Raw genomic sequence first — 20,222 nt, 5'->3', positions numbered from 1 at the left:
TGTCTTATTAATTAGCAACTAAGTGATTAAAAACTATAAGTGGCTTTTAAGTAGTAGAATCCACCGTTAAAGCCAAAAGGCGATGTTTCATAGTATTTACCGCCCCAGCTATTATTTGGCGCACCTGTTTGCTTTTCAAAGTCAAGTTTGCTTGGGTACACATCAAATACATTCTGCGCACCAACACTAAGACGAAGTGCTTCAGTTACATGATAGGTAACTTCAACGTCAACTGTAATCTCTGCATCAGCGTTGATTTCAGTGCCTGGCTCGTCTGGCGTTCCTATCCAGTCAACGTGTACACCCTGAAATTCACCATAGTAGTTGACTCGAGTAAACATATTAATGTCTTCCCAGCTTTGAGCCCAGGTGAATGTTGAGCGGTGATTAGGTAAATCATTTTCTAAACGAGATACTTTACCTTCACCGGTGATGGCGGAGTATTTATCAACGGTTGTTTCATTCCAGTTATAAGCAAGGCTAAATACCGTGCTACCATTTAATAAATCTGTCGAATAATTTGCTACAAAATCAATCCCTTCAGTCGTAGTGTCAAAATCGTTAGTAAAGAAGCTTACTTGTTGAATCGAATCAACATTTGGCACACCGTCAGCTTTTAGTTTTGCTTTATCTTCGTCTGATAAATTGTATTTGGTTGATTGCGAGATACGATCCGTCACTTCAATATTGTAATAATCAAGAGTGAAGTGGAATCCTTCGATATTCCAAACCGCACCAAAAGCAATGCTGTCAGACTCTTCAGGTGTTAATTCTGTCGCCCCTAATTGAATTGCGACAGGGTTTGTCGCAGGTAACAATGCGGAATCGACTAATATGCCACCTTCTAATGAGGTTTGTACATTCGAATAGTTCGCTTGACCAACAGTAGGGGCACGGAATCCTGAACTGATAGAGCCACGTAATGAAAAATCATCCGTTACATTATACTGTGCCGATATTTTGTAGTTCGTGGTGTTGCCAAAGGTACTGTAATCTTCAAAACGTAATGCATAACCCATCAAAAAGTTTTCAGTATACTGGGCTTCAACATCCAAATATAACGCATAGTTTTGACGAGAAAACGAACCTGCAGCAGACGGTTTAAATCCAGGAAAACCATTAGAACCTATACCAAAACCTTGCTCGGTATAAGGACCTGCGGTATATGATTCGACATCGCCAGCGATAACATCAAACGTTTCTTGGTGATATTCATAGCCACCAGCAATGACTAGTGGAGATTCAAATCCTACATCAAGTTCTTTAACTAAATCTATGTTGAAGAATTTTTCTAGCTGAATATGTTTTCCAGGGTGGAAATCACGCGGAGACTCTGGTCCTAATGATGCGTTTAGAGTGTCAAAGATGACGTAGCTTGATGCGTTTCGACCTACTGAGCCACTGATGTCATACGAGAGCGATTCACTAAACTCACCTCGAGTACCCATAGTTAACGAAGTATCGATAATATTGCCACCAAAGTTAGGGGTAAAACCACCGGGTAGCATTTCATTAAAGGCAAAACAGTTTTGTCCAACAGCAGTATTAGGATCGGCGATAAGACCGTAATCAGCCTGTCCTAACACGTTGCCAGTGGTGATGTTAACGGTTGGACATTCGATACCATTATTTAAGCCGTCTAAGTCAGCTACAAGTAAAGTATTACCACCATCACCCGAATAAACGCCACCGCGAATATGAGGGTTACGGAAATAGAAACCACCACGAACATCTCGTTCTGAGTAATTGCCAAACATATAGGCTTCACGGTTGTGTCCTAAATCTAAACCAAAGTTACCAAAAATAGTAATATCGTCATTAATTTCTGGCGACCCCCAGATTTGTGCTAAATTGGAAACATTGGTGTTACCTGCATCAATTAACCCTTGTGCATCTGGGCGTTGAACGCTTCGACTTGTCGCATCAGCATTTTTATATTGAAAACTCAGGTTGGCAAAGCCATCTCGACTCAATTCCATGCCGATATTACCGTTCATTTCAGTCGTGTCACCGTCGCCTTCATAATATGAACCGTGGCGTACTGAGAAAGAACCGCCTTCAGCGTCATCTTTTAATACAAAATTCATGACACCTGCGATAGCATCGGAACCATATTGCGCCGCTGCACCGTCACGTAATACTTCAATTTGCTTGAGTGCTGCACTAGGAATAACAGAAATGTCGGGGCCTTGTGCGCCATCATTAATACCGCCTCCAAGCAACGCGATGACTGAGGCGCGGTGACGGCGTTTACCATTAACGAGTATCAAAGTACTATCTGATGAAAGGCCTCTAAGGTTAGCAGGTTTAACTAAGCTGGCAGCATCAGATATCGGGTTTGTTTGTACGTTAAAAGATGGCACCGTACCTTTTACTAACTCTAACATATCGGTATTGCCCGCTTTGTCTAATTCTTCAGCGCCAATCAAGTCAATAGGTACAGGAGAGTCATCTACCGATCGTGGTGCACTACGTGTACCAACAACTGCAATACGTTCAATCTTGGTCGCTCCATCTGCCTCAGCAGCATGTGAGGGGGCGACGCCTAATGCGATACCGACAGCAAGAGATAAACTCGCTGTTTTAAATTTTGTCGACATGTTATTTCCTTCAAGATTTTTAAATAGTTTTTTAGTTATGTACTTCAGTTGCTATTTAGTTAATTTTTTTGCAACTTAAGTTAAAGAGTGTGAGAAGGTAAAAACCCGTAATTTTTTTCTGTTTTTATTGTTTATTAATTAAGCTGGAGATATTTATCAACATGAAATAGTGCAAGTTTCACGTATATTCTGGCGTCAACGTCAGGCGATTTTTTAATTAATATTTTAGTGAAATGGAGTGAAATGGAGTGAAAAGGCTCATAGTGAAAATTGAGGTTTTATTATGGATGAGTTGATAATAAAACCTCGAAAAAAGCGATAGGTATCGCTATATTTTTTTAGTTAGTAATACTTTATTAGCATCAAGGCGTTGAGATTTAATATTAAAAGAAAGTTCTAACGCTTCAATTAATGCATCACTGTCGCCAAGATCAAAACGACCACTTATACGTATATTGTGTAACGATGGATCTTTGAGCACAATTGTAATATCAAAATAACGATTAATTTCTGCAATTACGTCAAACAACTCTTCATTGTCAAAAATTAATTTGCCATCTAGCCAAGAAAGTTCACGTTTTATTAGCTCGGGTTTTATCTGGGTTAATGTTGGATGTTTATCACTTCCCACTAACACTTTTTCACCTTTAGCAATATAAACATCATCTTTTTCAATAGCGCTAGGATCCAAGTCTTTAATATCTGCCAACTGCTTATTAAGCGCTACTTTTGACATTTTGACTTTACCATCGGTAACAGTGACTTGAATATTTTCAGCTGCAAAATGTATCACAAACTTTGTTCCGATCGCTTGAACCAAACGATCTCCTACGTAAACGATAAATGGTCGTTCAGCATCATGGGCTACTTCAAATAACGCCTCACCTTTAACTAACTTAATTATTCGTTTTTCATCAGAATACTCTGCTTCTATACGACTATTAGTATTTAAATGCACAATAGAACCATCATCAAACACTGTATCCATCTGTTGTCCAACTAATGTGGCATACGTACTTTTTTGTATACTGTCAGCTGGTGTTAACCAAATAAATATTGCGAGAAAACTAATGGTTGCCGCCAACATAACCGGTTTTAACACTGGTTGTAACACTGGCCATAAGCTTATGTTTTTTGATGTGTTTTTATCATCGACAATATTGAGGATTTCATCCATGTCATCCCAGATATCGGCCATCGCTTTTAATGCTGCTGGATGTCTTTTATCTGCAGCTAACCAGGCCTTTAACTCTTTTTTTGAAGCTTCAGATAAATTGCCATCGTCGAGTCTTACTAACCAAATAGATGCTTCGTCATCAATCGTATTTGTTGTATGAAGTGAAACTACTTTGTTATCTGTATTCATTTTTTACGCTCTTCATTTGATTGACTTAGCTGTACCGGGAGTTTAAGTTCATTAACTTCATATCCTTGAGCATAAAGTGCTTGTTTGCATTGTTTTAAACCGCTAGCTATATATTTTTCAACGGAACTTACTGAAACATTCATTTTCTTCGCGATTTCTTTGTGGCTTAAACAATAGAGTTTTCTTAATAATATGGCGCGGCGATGTTTTTCGGGTAGCGCACTTAATACCTTACTAAAACGTTCAAATTTATGTTTTTGATAAAGATTTTTTTCAACAGTATCATCAACATCATTTTCTAATAACGCTTCATCTAATTCAGTATGTATTTCTTTTGATTTCTGTAATAATTTATTGAGAACTAAATTTCTAGAAACGACAAATAAGTAACCTTTAGGAGATTTAATTTGTTGTTGAGCGTCTGAATGTAACACTCTAATAAAGGTTTCTTGTAAAATATCATCTACATCCTGTTGCTCTACGCTCATTTTCATAATAGAACGCACTAAGCCATCCCTGCATGATTGAAATGCTTTTAATACTCTATTATTTGACTGCTTAATTGGCGGCATTTAATGTTTCCAATAACACATGGTTATCCTAAAGAGTCTTAACTCGGCGTAATCCTCAATTATTTTATTAAAAATATAGTATAACCAGTAATTTTTTGGGCAATGTTGTGTTGTTAAATAATACATATATTTGATACTCACGCTCAAATACATAAAAAATAACATTAAATATTTTATATCAATAAGAAGTGTTCCATCTCAATTTCACCATAAATATTTTATGGATTTATGATCAGTTCTGCTCTTTAACAATATCAAACAATAAATTTACTCAGGTGTGTTGAATCTGTTGGATGAACGTTGATGTTCAACATGGCGTATCACAATATAAAAAATATAAAGGTGGATATTATTTTGGAACTTGAAACTCTTTTTTCTTTAGGTGTTTATTTTGTAGCTATGCTTGCCATAGGTTTGTATGCATATCGTAAATCAACAAGCGATGTTTCAGGCTATATGCTAGGAGGACGGAGTTTAAGTCCAAGTGTTGCAGCATTGTCTGCTGGGGCTTCTGACATGAGTGGATGGATGTTAATGGGCTTGCCAGGGGCTATGTATATTTCAGGATTAAGTAGTTTATGGATTGCCGTTGGTTTAGTTATTGGCGCTTTTTTAAATTACCTTATTGTCGCGCCACGTCTGAGAACCTATACGGAAATAGCCAATGACTCGATCACTTTGCCTGACTTTTTTGAAAATCGCTTTAATGATAATTCTCGCATGTTAAGGGTAGTGTCGTCCGTTGTTATCGTAGTGTTTTTCACTCTTTATACGTCAAGCGGTATTGTTGCTGGTGGCAAGTTATTTGAAAGCTCTTTTGGTCTGAATTATGAGTTAGGTTTGTATATTACCGCTGGTGTCGTTGTTGCTTATACTTTATTTGGTGGCTTTTTAGCGGTGAGTTTAACGGATTTTGTTCAGGGCTGTATTATGTTTATCGCTTTAGTTTTAGTGCCCGTTGTTGCTATTAATGAAGTAGGTGGTTTATCTGAAATGCACTCAAGCATTAATTCTTTAGATCCCGCTTTGTTAGATATTTTTAGCGGTATGAGTTTTATTGGCATACTGTCAGCGATGGCATGGGGGTTAGGGTATTTTGGTCAACCACATATCATTGTTCGATTTATGGCGATACGTAGCGTTAAAGACATGCCAACTGCACGTCGTATTGGCATGAGCTGGATGATAGTGTCTATTGCTGGGGCTATGGCGACAGGCTTTGCGGGTATCGCGTTTGTTTTGAAAACCGATCTTAAGCTTGATGATGCAGAAACTATTTTTATCTTATTATCGCAAATTTTATTTAACCCCCTGATCGCTGGCTTTTTATTAGCGGCAATTTTGGCGGCTATTATGAGTACAATATCTTCTCAGCTGTTAGTGACTTCAAGCTCACTAACGGAAGATTTCTATAAAACCTTTTTGCATCGCGACGCGAGCGAAAAACAGCAAGTTTTGGTAGGACGAATTTCGGTATTTTTAGTGGCCTTAGTTGCTATCTACTTAGCCTACGATCGAAACTCATCTATATTATCGTTAGTGAGTAACGCTTGGGCCGGTTTTGGCGCAGCTTTTGGTCCAGTGGTGATAGGTTGTTTATACTGGAAAAAGATGACAAGAAATGCCGCTTTGGCTGGCATGATAACAGGTGCATTAACGGTATTGTTTTGGATTTACGCTCCTATCACTATCAATGGTCAATCACTTAGTTCAGTAATGTATGAAATAGTTCCTGGTTTTCTTTTATCTTCATTAGTCATATACCTCGTTAGTCAATTGACTCCACAAGAAGATGTTCTGGTTTTAGCCAAGCACGATGAAATGTTAATACACCACAGTTAAACACATCAATATATCGCTGTAGCAGGATACAGTTGTAGATAATTTAAGCCGTTGTAGAACGCTTTTTAATAATTTTGAGGACAAGTAAATGCTTTTTAATGGTTCGTTGATCACTGACTGTCCAATTCGGCAGAAAATTCGAGAATTTTATCGTATCGATGAAAATATCGCCGTAGACCATGTTCTGCCAGTCGCAGAAGTTAATGTTAGTGCAAGAAGTAGGGCATGGGATAGAGCGCGTAAAATAGTATTGAAAATTCGTCAAGACCAAGAGGGTAATGGCGCTATTGATGCTTTGTTAAATGAATACTCATTATCAAGTGAAGAAGGCGTAGTGTTAATGTGCCTCGCTGAAGCGTTGCTGCGTGTACCAGACAAGAAAACTCAAGATGCGCTAATTCGTGACAAAATTTCCCAAGGCCAATGGAGTTCCCATTTAGGAAGTAGTGAGTCACTGTTTGTTAACGCCTCGTCATGGGGGTTGCTCATAACCGGCTCTATGGTTAACTACGCAGATAAGCGTAAGCAAGATAATTTCGGACTGTTAAAGAAAACTATTGGTCGCCTTGGTGAACCAGTTATTCGAAAATCAATGAATTTTGCTATGAAAATCATGGGTAAACAGTTTGTCATGGGGGAAACAATCGAGGCTGCAACCGAGCGTGCTGCCACAAAAGAGCAACATGGTTACGTTTATTCGTACGATATGCTCGGTGAAGGTGCTCGAACCATGAAAGACGCCGAACGCTATTTAAAATCTTATCAAGACGCAATTGAAACCATTGGTAGCATCGCTCAAGCTTCAGGTAAAAATGATCCGCGCAGAGTGCCGGGTATTTCGGTAAAGCTATCAGCCATTCATCCGCGTTATGAGTTTAGCCATAAAGAACGTGTTATGGCTGAAATTGTGCCAAAACTGAAAGAACTGTGTTTACAAGCTAAAAACTATAACATCGGCTTAACGGTAGATGCGGAAGAGTCTGAGCGATTAGATATTTCGCTGGACATTATTGAAGCGGTATTTAGCGATAACGATTTAGCCAATTGGAATGGTTTTGGCATCGCATTACAAGCCTATCAGAAACGGGCTCTTTGGGTGGTTGAATGGTTACGCATGCTAACATTGCGTGTTAATCGAAAAATGATGGTACGTTTAGTTAAGGGAGCTTATTGGGATACAGAAATTAAAAATACTCAAAAAGACGGGCATAACCACTTCCCTGTATTTACCCGTAAATCTTCTACTGATGTTTCATATCATGCTTGTGCTAATAAGCTATTAGAGTACAGAGATAGCATTTATCCTCAGTTTGCCACGCATAATGCGTATACCGCAGCGACTATTGTCGAGCTTGCTGGTGACGATAAAGAAGGTTTTGAGTTTCAATGTTTACATGGCATGGGGGATTCTTTATATGATCAAATCGTCTCGGATGAAAACATTCAATGTCGTATTTACGCCCCTGTTGGTCATCATGAAGATCTACTAGCTTACCTAGTCCGTCGATTATTAGAAAATGGCGCAAACTCATCTTTTGTTAATGCGATTGTTGATGAGTCGAAACCGGTCGAATCTTTACTCGAAGATCCGGTAGAAAAGACTCAGCGTTTAAAAGATAAGTATAACAATCAAATCGTTAAACCTATCGCTTTATATCACGATAGCAATGGTGTAGGCCGAGATAATTCGATTGGTGTTGATTTAACAGACATTGACCAATTAAGTACATTAAAAACGTCAATAGAAAACTGGTTTGCTAGTCATCTGATTAACGCTGATGAGGTACCTAAGCATGCTGTAGCGGTTAGAAATCCTGCTGATCATAGTGAAATTATTGGCTTTCATCGCTTTCATGACAAAAATGATATGGTAGCTATGATTGATACGGCAGAAACTGCGTTTTATTCATGGTCACAAACCCCGGTAATAGAACGAGCTGCGTTGTTGCGCCGTGTAGCAGATATTCTTGAGCGCCATATGGATGAACTTATTGCCATGTGTATTAAAGAAGCGGGTAAAATAGCTCAAGATGGTGTCGATGAAGTGCGAGAAGCCGTCGATTTTTGTCGTTATTATGCTGAACGGGCAATCGAACTGGCAGAAGATGAACGTCTTGAACCTCGAGGTGTTGTCCTTTGTATTAGCCCATGGAATTTTCCTTTAGCGATATTTTTAGGTCAAGTGGCCGCTGCAATTGCAACAGGTAATACAGTACTAGCTAAACCTGCCGAGCAAACAGGACTAATCGCTTTGTATACAATTGAATTAATGAAATCAGTAGGTTTACCTGATGGCGTCGTTCAAGCGGTTATTGCTCAAGGTAGTGATGTTGGTAGCATGATTCTTCCTGATAATCGTATTCAAACAGTAATGTTTACTGGTTCAACCGAAACAGGCAGCAAGATTTCACAAACCCTAGCTGAGCGCGGTGGTGATCAAGTTCCTTTAATTGCCGAAACTGGTGGTCAAAATTGCATGTTGGTTGATTCTACTGCGTTACCTGAGCAGGTGGTTGATGATATTATTTCTTCTGGTTTTCAATCAGCGGGACAACGTTGCTCAGCGCTACGCGTGCTATTTTTACAAGAAGACATTGCCGATGGCGTGATCACTATGCTTAAAGGGGCATTAGCAGAATTACACGTTGGTGATCCTGCTCAATTAAGCACGGACATTGGTCCGGTAATCGATAAAAAGGCGTTGGATGCGCTTACTGCACACAGTGATTACATGAAAAGCCATGGAAAACTGCTTTATCAATGTGCCATTTCAGCAGAAGTCTCTGATAAGGAGCATTTCTTTTTTGCCCCTCGACTTTATGAAATTGATGATATTAGTGTGTTAAAGAAAGAAGTCTTTGGGCCTTGCGTACATGTGGTACGTTTTAAAGGTGAAGACATTGAAAATATTATTGATAAGATCAATAGCACAGGTTTTGGTTTAACCATGGGGATTCACACCCGTATTAACCAACGTGCCCTTGAATTGGCAAAACTTTCACGCGCAGGGAATATTTACATCAATCGCAATATGATAGGTGCTATTGTTGGTGTACAACCTTTCGGTGGTCGTGGTCTTTCAGGTACCGGACCTAAGGCGGGTGGACCTAATTATTTATCGCGCTTAGTAAAAGAAAAGGCTACACCAGATACCGAGCAATTTCACGTGTTACCCGAACAAGCAGAAGCACTGGAAAGTGATGCAACAGCGACAGCTGAAGCCATTGTCATGATGGACCAAGCAACTATTGCGGAAAAAGATTGGCGTTTAACTGAATTAAATACTCGTATTTCTTATGTACGCCAGTTGCTAGCAAAAATAGCCCATGTTGAAATTGTTGATGATTTGGCTGATGATTTAAACCGTACGTTAACAGCGGCGCGCGCGCAATTAATTAGTATCGAAAAACGGTTTAAAAAGCCGGCAGTATTGCCAGGGCCAACAGGTGAATCTAATATCCTGTATCTAGAAAATCGCGGTAATGTAATATGTTTTGCGGATAAAAATGTCAGTTTTCATTTTTGGACGTTATCTATTGTCACCGCATTAGCAACCGGTAACACGGTTATTTCGGTGGTTTCTGATTTGTTCTACGATGAAGCTATCGCGTTTAGAGACAAATTTCTTGCCACAGGTGCCAATCAACATATTTTTCAAGTGGCAAGATTACGCCATTTATCTGCAATGTTGTCCTACCCTGAGTTAGCAGGAGTTGTTGTTGATAGTCATTGTAGTAGAAAGCATTATATCAGTGAGAAATTAGCTGAGCGTCAAGGGGCTATTTTACCAGTGATCAGTTCGGAATATCTCGACAATTTAATTCAACGTTTATTGACGGAAAAAACTATCAGTATTGATACTACCGCATCAGGAGGTAATACATCTCTTATGACCTTGGTGGAAGATGAATAGTTTACATTAAGAGCTGTTAATATAAAAACGGGTATTTTTAATACCCGTTTTTGCTTTATGTTCTGTTGATGGGGGGGATGGTCAGCTTGTATTTCTCCAAGTTCCGCTTGTAGCTTCATTAACAAGTACGAAAGGTATTTCTCGGTATTAGCTTGTCGCTCGCAAGCTTTGAATAACGCTATCTGATTTTGATGTTTTCAAGCATTGCTATTACCCGTTGTACATCTTCTTTTTCACAACTAATTGATCACTGCTAACAGCCAGGATCGCTTCGTTATGAAGACGATAGTTTGTTGAGTAATGCCTTTGATGATGGTTAGTGCTTTGCTGAGCTGATATATCAAAAAGAAGTGCAAATGATGTATGGAAGCGATTTAAAAAAATTCGATACATTGCTGAGTTATATAGAGTTATCACTAAAGGGTGTTGAACGATCTAGTGTGCGCTTGATGAAATACTTATCAAATTTATTAAATAAATAATATAAATATTGAAATATTATCTTATATTTATCTAAAGAAGGTTTTTTAAAAAAGAACTCTTTAAATTAACTGATAGTTAAAAAATTAACATTATAAATATATTTACGGTAACGTTTGTATTACCCGTATCGGCTAAATTTCAAACGCATGTTTGAATCATTCATCGTATTTATGTTCGCTATCATGTTATTTGTATTAGTGTAATTTCTTATAATCATTTAGCTTAAGCATTAGGTAATAAAAATAATAATAACCTTTATGCACCTAGATACGAGGAAACTAACCATGTTCAAACACATTTCAATTCCAGAAAATGGCCAGGCAATTACCTATGACAATGGTCGTATGTTAGTGCCTAATAAGCCGATTATTCCGTTCATAGAAGGTGATGGTATCGGGGTGGATGTTACACCTGCCATGTTAACTGTGGTTAATGCTGCCGTTGCTAAAGCTTATGGTAGTGATCGTGAAATTGCTTGGATGGAGGTGTATGCCGGTGAAAAATCAACTCAAGTTTATGATAGTGAAACATGGTTGCCAGATGAAACACTTGCAGCATTTAAAGAATACAAAGTAGGAATTAAAGGACCACTAACCACCCCTGTAGGTGGAGGTATGCGTTCATTAAATGTTGCTTTACGACAAGTATTAGATCTGTATGTTTGTCAACGTCCAGTGCAGTGGTTTACAGGCGTGCCCAGCCCAATGAAAAAGCCCTCAGAAGTTAATATGGTGATCTTTAGGGAAAATTCAGAAGATGTATATTCTGGTATTGAGTTTGAGGCCGGCAGTGAACAAGCAGAAAAATTGTTGGGCTTTTTACAGGATGAATTACAGGTTAATAATATTCGCTTTTCAGAAGATTGTGGCTTAGGCATCAAACCTGTGTCAAAACAGGGCACACAACGTTTAGTACGCAAAGCAATACAATATGCGATTGATAACGATCGCTCTTCGGTGACTATTGTCCATAAAGGCAACATTATGAAATATACCGAAGGGGCTTTTAAAGCATGGGGCTATGAGTTAGCAAAGAATGAATTTGGCGCTAAAACCATGAATGGTGGCACTTGGTGTCAGTTGATTAATCCAAACACGGGTAAAGAGATTATCATCAAAGACGTTATTGCCGATTCTATGCTGCAACAAACGTTATTACGTCCGGCGGAATATAGTGTAATAGCAACGTTGAACCTTAATGGCGATTACCTTTCTGATGCGGTATCTGCTCAGGTTGGTGGCATTGGTATTGCGCCAGGGGCAAATATTGGTGAAGAAATTGCGGTATTTGAAGCGACTCATGGTACTGCACCCAAATATGCTGGCTTAAATAAAGTGAATCCTAGTTCTGTGATTTTATCCGCAGAAATGATGCTACGTCACATTGGTTGGGTTGAAGCTGCTGATCTATTGTTAAAAGGAGTGTCAGGGGCAATTAATGCTAAAACGGTTACTTACGATTTCGCGCGCTTGATGGAAGGTTCTACACTAGTGACTTGTTCTCAGTTTGCTGACTGCATTGTTGAACATATGTAATTTGCAGCACAAACAAAAAAGCACAACCAGAGGTTGTGCTTTTTTATCATTAAACGAATGATTTATTCGTTTGAGTCTTCTACATCAGTAGGAGTAATACTTGCAGCATGGTGTCCTTTTGGACCTGCATTAAGCTCGTAATTTACATCCTGACCTGCTTTTAATGTACGGTATCCTTCCATTTGGATTGTAGAGTAATGAGCGAAAATATCCTCACCACCATCCTCAGGACGAATAAAACCAAACCCTTTAGCGTTATTAAACCATTTAACTGTACCGTGAGCCATACATCAACTTCCTTCTAAAATCCGCGGTAATTAGTTATGCTTCCCCAAAAGCATCATCATCTGAAAGTGACTAAAAAAAAGCCACCTCTTAAATCGTAGATAATATATTTAAATAGTCAAGTCAATTTCACAACTATTTAACAGCAATTTAAAGAGAATTTAGCTAAAATGATGAAGCAAAATTCATGTTAACAGACTAAAATAAAATTATGAGTAAGTGGAAAGAGTCATTTGAGAATCAGGAGATTCTTGAAGAAGAGAAAGTTGTACAGCATCAAAAGCCGCCAATGTATCATGTGGTGTTATTGAATGACGATTATACCCCAATGGATTTTGTTGTTGCAGTGTTACGTAAGTTTTTTAATATGAATGAAGAAAAAGCGACGGATATTATGCTAGATATTCACTATAAAGGGAAAGGTAAGTGTGGCACATATACTGCAGAAGTTGCAGAGACGAAAGTTAGTCAAGTATGTAATTACGCGCTGGAAAACGAGCACCCACTAAAGTGCACTATGGAAAAAGCGTAATGGTACTAAGTTTTGATTGGGAGTAGCCTATGTTGAACAAAGATTTAGAAATATCCTTAAATATGGCGTTTCGTCAGGCAAAAGAGTCTCGTCATGAATTTATGACGGTTGAGCACCTGTTATTGGCTTTACTTGATAACCCATCATCAATCGAAGCATTAACGGCTTGTGGTGCAGATATGAAGAAGCTGCGTAAAGAATTAATGGAGTTTATCGGGGAAACCACTCCTGTGATCCCTGCTGGCGAGGATGATAGAGAAACACAGCCAACCTTAGGTTTCCAGCGTGTATTACAGCGCGCTGTGTTTCATGTACAGTCGTCTGGTAAAAGTGAAGTTAATGGTTCTAATGTTTTAGTGGCGATTTTCAGTGAGCAAGAGTCACAAGCCGCGTATTTTCTTAAAAAGTCTGATATTAGTCGTTTAGATATCGTCAATTATATCTCGCATGGCATTGCAAAAGTTGAACATCACAACTCGCAATCTGAGCAAGAACAAACAGTGACACCAACGGAAGAAGAGCCTCGTACCGTAGAAAATTTTGCCACTAACCTTAATGAAGAAGCAAAAAACGGCAATATTGATCCGCTTATCGGTCGCAACAGTGAACTTGAACGTACAATGCAGGTATTAGGGCGTAGACGTAAAAACAACCCGTTGTTTGTCGGAGAAGCGGGGGTAGGTAAAACCGCCATCGCTGAAGGGCTAGCTAATTTGATTGTTTCTAAAGATGTCCCAGAATTTCTTGCTGAAACGACAATTTATTCACTCGATATGGGAGCACTGCTAGCGGGTACCAAATATCGAGGTGACTTTGAAAAACGCTTTAAAGCCTTGTTAAAAGAGTTAGAGCAAGAAGGTAATGCAATTTTATTTGTCGATGAAATTCATACTATTATCGGAGCAGGAGCTGCTTCTGGTGGTATGATGGATGCCTCAAACTTGATAAAACCGCTTTTATCTTCGGGTAGGCTAAAATGTTTAGGTTCGACCACCTATCAAGAGTATCAGAGTATTTTTGAAAAAGATCGGGCATTGGCGCGTCGTTTCCAAAAAATAGACATAGGTGAGCCTAGTGTTGACGATACGACTAAAATTTTACTGGGTTTAAAAGATAAGTATGAAGCGCATCATGGTATTCGTTACACCAATAAAGCGTTAAAGGCTGCTGCTAAATTAGCTGATAAATATATTAATGAGCGTTTTCTACCGGATAAAGCCATTGATGTGATTGATGAAGCAGGCGCTAAACAGCAACTGGTTGCAGCATCTAAGCGTAAGAAAGTGATCAACGATAATGATATCGAAACAATTGTCGCAAAGATCGCCCGTATTCCTGAAAAGTCAGTGTCGTCGTCAGAAAAAGACAGTTTAAAAACGTTGGATCGCAATTTAAAACTTGTGGTATTTGGTCAAGATCATGCCATTGATGAGCTAAGTTCAGTAATACGTTTATCTCGTGCTGGTCTTGGAAGTGAAGAAAAACCAGTCGGCTCATTTTTATTTGCAGGCCCTACTGGGGTAGGTAAAACGGAAGTTACGCAACAATTAGCTAAAATATTAGGTGTCGAATTATTGCGTTATGACATGTCTGAGTACATGGAAAAACACGCTGTTAGTCGTTTAATCGGTGCTCCTCCTGGTTATGTAGGCTATGAGCAGGGCGGTTTGTTAACAGATGCAGTATTAAAACATCCACATGCAGTCGTGTTACTTGATGAAATTGAAAAAGCCCATGAAGATGTATACAACATCTTATTGCAAGTAATGGATCATGGTACTTTGACTGACAATAACGGACGTAAAGCCGATTTTAGAAATATTACTTTGGTTTTAACTACAAACGCTGGTGTGCAGGAAACTACACGTCAATCTATCGGTTTTAAACAACAAGACAATAGTTTAAATGCCATGGATGAAATTAATCGGGTGTTTTCGCCAGAGTTTAGAAATCGCTTAGATAATATCGTTTGGTTTAATCATCTTACTGATGAAGTTATTCAGCAAGTGGTTGATAAGTTTATTGTTGAATTACAAGCTCAGTTAGATGAAAAAGGTGTCTCGCTTGAATTAACCAAAGACGCGAAGAAATGGTTAGCAGAGCATGGTTATGATAAAGCCATGGGGGCTAGACCTATGGCACGTGTGATCCAAGAGCACCTGAAAAAACCTTTGGCTAATGAATTATTGTTTGGTGATTTGACACAAGGTGGCGTTGCTAAGATCAGTGTCAAAAAAGACAAGCTAGTGTTAAGTTACGAAGCTAAGAAAGAATTAGTTGAACATTAAGCACAAATAGCTAACGGATTTGACCCATCTTAAGGTGGGTCAGCAATTACAAAAAAGCCCTGCATGTTAATGTAGGGCTTTTTTATTCGCTATGCATAAATTTTTATCTAGCTCGGAAAATAATGCGACCTTTTGATAAGTCATAAGGTGTCAGTTCTACCGTTACTTTATCGCCAGTTAAAATACGAATGTAGTTTTTACGCATTTTGCCCGAAATGTGTGCGGTAACAACGTGTCCATTTTCTAATTCAACACGGAACATAGTATTTGGTAAGGTATCTAAAACCGTACCTTGCATTTCAATATTTTCTTCTTTCGCCATTGGGCGTTAAACCTCTAATTTGTGCATTAATAAAAAGCTGGGCGAATAATGCCCAAATGAGCGGCTAAAGTAAAGCTATAGTGTTATTTATTTACGGTTAACCAGGTGTTTTTTGTTAAAATCTGGTGTGGAAAGAAACGATTCTTATAATTCATCTTTTGGCATTGGTCGATTTGATAACCCAGATAGAGAAAATCCTTTGCCATTTTTTTTGCGATTGTGATTTGATTGAGAATAGAAAAAACACCGATCCCTTTAGTTCGATAATCTGGGTGGTAAAAGGTGTAGACCGCCGATAATGCATTATCAAGTACGTCTGTCACGGCTACACTGATTAATTGTTGTTTATCCCATACTTCAATAAATAACTGCTCTGTTAATTGGCATTCGATAAAGTTGATATATTGCGTAAAGTTAGCAGGATACATAGAGCCATCTCGATGGACATGATTAATATATTGCTCATAAAGCGGGTAATAGTAGTCTTGACACTTATCTTGGGTCGTGATGGTGAGCTGATGATTTTTTTTCAATAAACGTTTTTGGCTGCGTGATGGTAAAAATTCTTGAACTAATACTCTTAATGACTGACAAGCTTGACAGTTGACGCAATGGGGTCGATAGATTTGATCACCACTTCGGCGAAAGCCTTGTGACATTAACCAGGAATAAGGCTTAGCACTTTGTAATTCCTGATCAATTGCTATTAGCAATCTTTCCTCTTGATCAGGCAGGTAGTTACATGGAAAGCTTTGGCTTATGGCTAGCTGATAACTCTTATTCATACAGTTTATTATAGCTTAGAAAATGATCCTAGGCTGCCAAAAGTACGGGGTTAGCTGTTTTTTTTGAGCTTGTTGATGAGCGGTTTGAAACTCTGATTGTGAAATTTCAATACATCCCATGGCAGCTAAGAAAGGATTTAGAATTTGACAATCAATATACTGCGCGTGTGGCTTTAGAAGTTTCGACAGTGCCACTAATGCAATTTTTGATGCATTATCTTTTATATAAAACATAGATTCACCCGAAAATGCGCCATTGATAGCGACGCCATATAAGCCGCCAACTAATTGTTGATTATGCCACACTTCAATCGAATGAGCGTAACCTAAACGATGCAAGTTGGTATAGGCGTCAAGCATCTGTTGGTTAATCCAAGTGCCTTCTTTTCTAAATGGTGCGTCAGCACACATATGTATTACTTGATCGAATGCCTGATTTAGCGTCACAGTATAAAGTTGCTTATTGATCACTTTTTTTAAACTGCGATTGATATACAACGCATCAACAGGTATCACGGCTCTGGGTGAAGGGGACCACCATAAAATAGGTTCACCTTGGTTGAACCAAGGGAAAATGCCCAGTTGGTAGGCTGTAATTAATCGTTTAGCCGATAAATCACCCCCAATAGCGAGCAAACCGTTAGGATCGGATAACGCGCTATCGGGAGAGGGAAAACTAAGGCAGTCGGCAGTTAGCCATGGTAATGCCTTAGACATTAGTTATTGATCCTTATTTTGCATCTAAATAACGTTCGGCATCCAATGCAGCCATACAGCCAGCACCTGCAGAGGTGATTGCTTGACGGTAGATATGATCTGCTACATCACCAGCAGCAAATACACCTTTAACACTCGTTTGTGTCGCATTACCGTTAGTACCACTTTCAATGGTTAAATAGCCATCTTTCATGTCTAATTGACCTTTGAATATATCGGTATTCGGTTTATGGCCTATGGCGATAAAACAACCTGCTACATCTACTTCTTCTGTGGCATCCGATTGAGTGTCTTTGATACGTACACCAGTAACGCCCATGTCGTCACCTAAAACTTCATCTAAGGTACGGTCTAAGTGCAAGGTAATATTCCCGTTTTCTACTTTGTCCATTAAACGGTCAGTGAGTATTTTTTCAGAACGGAAAGTATCTCTTCGGTGAATTAAGTGCACTTCTGAAGCAATGTTTGATAAATAAAGCGCTTCTTCAACCGCCGTATTACCGCCTCCGACAACCGCAACTTTTTGATTGCGATAAAAGAAACCATCACAAGTCGCGCAGGCAGAAACCCCTTTGCCCATAAATGCTTCTTCAGAAGGTAAGCCTAAGTATTGGGCAGAGGCACCTGTACAAATAATCAATGCATCGCAAGTATATTCATTACTACCTGATAATTTAAAAGGGCGGACAGAAAAATCAACCGATTCGATATGATCGAAGATGATCTCAGTATCAAATTTTTCAGCATGCTTTTGCATACGCTCCATTAACACAGGACCGGTTAAATCATCAGCATCACCAGGCCAATTTTCAACTTCTGTTGTTGTTGTGAGTTGACCACCTTGTTGCATACCAGTGATCATCACTGGGTTTAAGTTGGCTCGGGCTGCATATACTGCTGCGGTATAACCTGCTGGGCCTGAACCCAAAATGAGTAACGGGCAATGTCTTGCTTCGCTCATGAATTACTCCAAATCGTTTGAATGCATTAATTTATGTTTATTTAATTGGGATTTTAAGCAAAGATCTCAAGGGGGTAAAATATCTTTTCAATAAAAAATATAATCAAAAGATAAAAAGTGCGCGCTTAATTGTACGCTGGATAGATTTTCATCACATCTGTGCGCTTGAGCTTTTAGTTATAAAAAAAGCCGTTAATCATCTGATTAACGGCTTTTTTACAATAGCAATAATTACGCTATAGCTATATTAGCGTAATTATAGAGTCGCGATAGCTTCTTTTGCCGGTACATAGTCATAGCCTAAGTCTTGTGCAACGGGTAGGTACGTAATTTTACCACCTAATACATTCAAGCCATTCATTAAGTGCTCATCGTCTAACATTGCTTGTTTCGCGCCTTTGTTGGCAAGCGTTAAGGCAAATGGTAGCGTTGCGTTCGTTAATGCGATTGTCGATGTACGCGCTACACCACCAGGCATGTTGGCAACACAGTAATGAACAACATCATCGACGATATAGGTAGGTTCTTGGTGCGTGGTTGCTTTAGATGTGGCAAAACATCCACCTTGGTCAATCGCAACATCAACGACAACAGCACCTTTTTTCATTGATTTGATATGTTCTTTTGTTACTAATTTTGGTGCAGCAGCACCAGGGATGAGCACAGCACCTATCACTAAGTCAGCATCAACAATTAATTGATCCATTGCATCTGCAGTAGAATATACCGTTTTTAAGCGACCATTGAACTCTGTGTCCAGTTGACGCAAACGAGGAAGAGAACGATCTAAAATTGTCACATCAGCCCCCATGCCTACAGCCATACGGGCAGCTTGAGTACCAACAACACCACCACCAACAATTAATACTTTAGCTGGTGCTACTCCAGGTACACCACCTAATAAGGCGCCTAAGCCACCTTGCGCTTTTTCTAAGGCATGTGCGCCAGCTTGAATCGACATACGACCAGCAACTTCTGACATCGGGGCTAATAACGGTAAACCACCAGTAGGGCCTGTAACCGTTTCGTATGCAATACATGTAGAACCTGAAGCAACAAGCAATTTTGTTTGTTTTGGATCTGGTGCTAAGTGTAAATAAGTAAATAAAATTTGATTTGGACGAAGCATCTTACATTCGACAGGCTGAGGTTCTTTCACCTTAATGATCATGTCAGCGGTTGCAAAGATTTCAGCTGCTGTTTCAATGATTTTGGCACCTGCAGCAACATATTGCTCGTTATCAAAACCAATTGCCGCGCCGCCATTATGTTCAACAATAACTTCATGACCGTTCACAACAAACTCTTTTACACCAGCTGGTGTTAAGCCAATACGGTATTCGTGATTTTTAATCTCTTTAGGTACACCAATAATCATATGTTTTCTCTATCAAATGTGAGTTGTAATATTTGTGGCTAGTATAGTGTCATTTATAAAGAATAACCTATCGTATATTTATTATTTACGATATATTAAACTGATTTTTTGCTATTTTTCGGATGATAATAAATGAAGCCTCTAGGTAAAAAGAACATAGATCGTATTGATAAGAATATTTTAGCTGAATTACAAAAAGATGGCCGATTATCTAATGTCGAATTATCAAAACGCGTAGGTTTAAGTCCTACACCCTGTTTAGAGCGGGTCAAACGTTTAGAAAAAGATAAATATATTACTGGTTATCAAGCGATTTTGAACCCGCACAAGTTAGATTGTGCTTTATTAGTCATAGTTGAAATAACCTTAACGAAAACGAGTCCTGATGTTTTTGATGATTTTGCAAAAGCGGTGCACACCTTGGATGTAATACAGGAATGCCATTTGGTGTCGGGGAATTTTGATTTTTTGCTGAAAACGCGGGTTTCAGATATGAAGGCTTATCGTGAATTACTTGGCGATACCTTACTGCGCCTTCCTGCAGTTAGTGAAAGTCGTACTTATGTGGTGATGGAAGAGGTGAAATCGTCTAATATTTTACCGATCAAACGTTAATTCGCCTTATATTTCGCTAACATTGATT

General features: G+C 38.9%; 15 protein-coding genes. 6 read left to right on the top strand and 9 right to left on the bottom strand.

Annotation, left to right across the window (positions count from 1 at the left end; all coding sequences use genetic code 11):
* Positions 1 to 26: 26 nt before the first annotated feature.
* From IV514_RS13570 to IV514_RS13560, 3 genes are all read right to left on the bottom strand, one after another.
* Positions 27 to 2,600, bottom strand: a complete 2,574-nt coding sequence (locus IV514_RS13570; protein WP_206485795.1) for a TonB-dependent receptor — start codon at positions 2,598 to 2,600, stop codon at positions 27 to 29.
* 328 nt (positions 2,601 to 2,928) lie between these two features.
* Complete coding sequence (locus IV514_RS13565; protein WP_206485794.1) at positions 2,929 to 3,966, bottom strand: FecR domain-containing protein; 1,038 nt, start codon at positions 3,964 to 3,966, stop codon at positions 2,929 to 2,931.
* Complete coding sequence (locus tag IV514_RS13560) at positions 3,963 to 4,538, bottom strand: RNA polymerase sigma factor (protein ID WP_206485793.1); 576 nt, start codon at positions 4,536 to 4,538, stop codon at positions 3,963 to 3,965. The genes IV514_RS13565 and IV514_RS13560 overlap by 4 nt, the downstream gene beginning before the upstream one ends.
* A 354-nt stretch (positions 4,539 to 4,892) precedes the next feature.
* Between IV514_RS13560 and putP the strand changes: the two genes are divergently transcribed.
* The 3 genes from putP to icd all read left to right on the top strand — a co-directional run bounded on the left by putP (position 4,893) and on the right by icd (position 12,311).
* Positions 4,893 to 6,380, top strand: coding sequence for a sodium/proline symporter PutP (gene putP, locus IV514_RS13555; protein ID WP_206485792.1), 1,488 nt, complete (start codon positions 4,893 to 4,895; stop codon positions 6,378 to 6,380).
* Between the two features lie 88 nt (positions 6,381 to 6,468).
* On the top strand, positions 6,469 to 10,293 hold the full coding sequence (gene putA, locus IV514_RS13550; protein ID WP_206485791.1) for a bifunctional proline dehydrogenase/L-glutamate gamma-semialdehyde dehydrogenase PutA: 3,825 nt from the start codon (positions 6,469 to 6,471) through the stop codon (positions 10,291 to 10,293).
* Positions 10,294 to 11,060: 767 nt separating this feature from the next.
* Entirely contained in the window at positions 11,061 to 12,311 is a 1,251-nt protein-coding gene (gene icd / locus IV514_RS13545; RefSeq protein ID WP_206485790.1) for an NADP-dependent isocitrate dehydrogenase, read from the top strand.
* Between the two features lie 62 nt (positions 12,312 to 12,373).
* On the opposite strand, the gene cspD is transcribed toward icd, so the two are convergent.
* Complete coding sequence (gene cspD, locus IV514_RS13540; protein WP_206485789.1) at positions 12,374 to 12,598, bottom strand: cold shock domain-containing protein CspD; 225 nt, start codon at positions 12,596 to 12,598, stop codon at positions 12,374 to 12,376.
* 209 nt (positions 12,599 to 12,807) lie between these two features.
* On the opposite strand from cspD, the gene clpS reads away from it, so the two are divergent.
* Both clpS and clpA read left to right on the top strand, forming a co-directional pair.
* Entirely contained in the window at positions 12,808 to 13,128 is a 321-nt protein-coding gene (gene clpS / locus IV514_RS13535; RefSeq protein ID WP_206485788.1) for an ATP-dependent Clp protease adapter ClpS, read from the top strand.
* Positions 13,129 to 13,157: 29 nt separating this feature from the next.
* Positions 13,158 to 15,416, top strand: a complete 2,259-nt coding sequence (gene clpA, locus IV514_RS13530; protein WP_206485787.1) for an ATP-dependent Clp protease ATP-binding subunit ClpA — start codon at positions 13,158 to 13,160, stop codon at positions 15,414 to 15,416.
* A 103-nt stretch (positions 15,417 to 15,519) separates the two neighbouring features.
* Here the strand turns inward: clpA and infA are convergent, their stop codons facing one another.
* The 5 genes from infA to ald form a co-directional block, all read right to left on the bottom strand.
* On the bottom strand, positions 15,520 to 15,738 hold the full coding sequence (infA, locus tag IV514_RS13525; protein ID WP_011043571.1) for a translation initiation factor IF-1: 219 nt from the start codon (positions 15,736 to 15,738) through the stop codon (positions 15,520 to 15,522).
* 83 nt (positions 15,739 to 15,821) lie between these two features.
* The gene (locus tag IV514_RS13520) at positions 15,822 to 16,523 is read right to left on the bottom strand and encodes an arginyltransferase (protein WP_206485786.1); all 702 of its coding nucleotides are present in this window, start codon (positions 16,521 to 16,523) and stop codon (positions 15,822 to 15,824) included.
* A gap of 15 nt (positions 16,524 to 16,538) precedes the next feature.
* Positions 16,539 to 17,240: a leucyl/phenylalanyl-tRNA--protein transferase gene (gene aat / locus IV514_RS13515; protein WP_206485785.1), complete on the bottom strand. Its 702-nt coding sequence runs from the start codon at positions 17,238 to 17,240 to the stop codon at positions 16,539 to 16,541.
* A gap of 13 nt (positions 17,241 to 17,253) precedes the next feature.
* Complete coding sequence (gene trxB, locus IV514_RS13510) at positions 17,254 to 18,201, bottom strand: thioredoxin-disulfide reductase (RefSeq protein ID WP_206485784.1); 948 nt, start codon at positions 18,199 to 18,201, stop codon at positions 17,254 to 17,256.
* 256 nt (positions 18,202 to 18,457) lie between these two features.
* Positions 18,458 to 19,579: an alanine dehydrogenase gene (gene ald, locus IV514_RS13505; RefSeq protein WP_206485783.1), complete on the bottom strand. Its 1,122-nt coding sequence runs from the start codon at positions 19,577 to 19,579 to the stop codon at positions 18,458 to 18,460.
* Positions 19,580 to 19,711: 132 nt separating this feature from the next.
* Here ald and lrp point away from each other — a divergent pair, with 132 nt between their 5' ends.
* The gene (lrp, locus tag IV514_RS13500) at positions 19,712 to 20,194 is read left to right on the top strand and encodes a leucine-responsive transcriptional regulator Lrp (protein ID WP_206485782.1); all 483 of its coding nucleotides are present in this window, start codon (positions 19,712 to 19,714) and stop codon (positions 20,192 to 20,194) included.
* The last annotated feature ends 28 nt before the right edge of the window (positions 20,195 to 20,222 follow it).

Source organism: Thalassotalea sp. G2M2-11 (assembly GCF_017168195.1).
In the GTDB taxonomy this organism is placed as follows: domain Bacteria; phylum Pseudomonadota; class Gammaproteobacteria; order Enterobacterales; family Alteromonadaceae; genus Thalassotalea_E.
The sequence above is the reverse complement of the archived record's forward strand: the minus strand, read 5'-3'. Positions and strand labels throughout refer to the sequence as shown.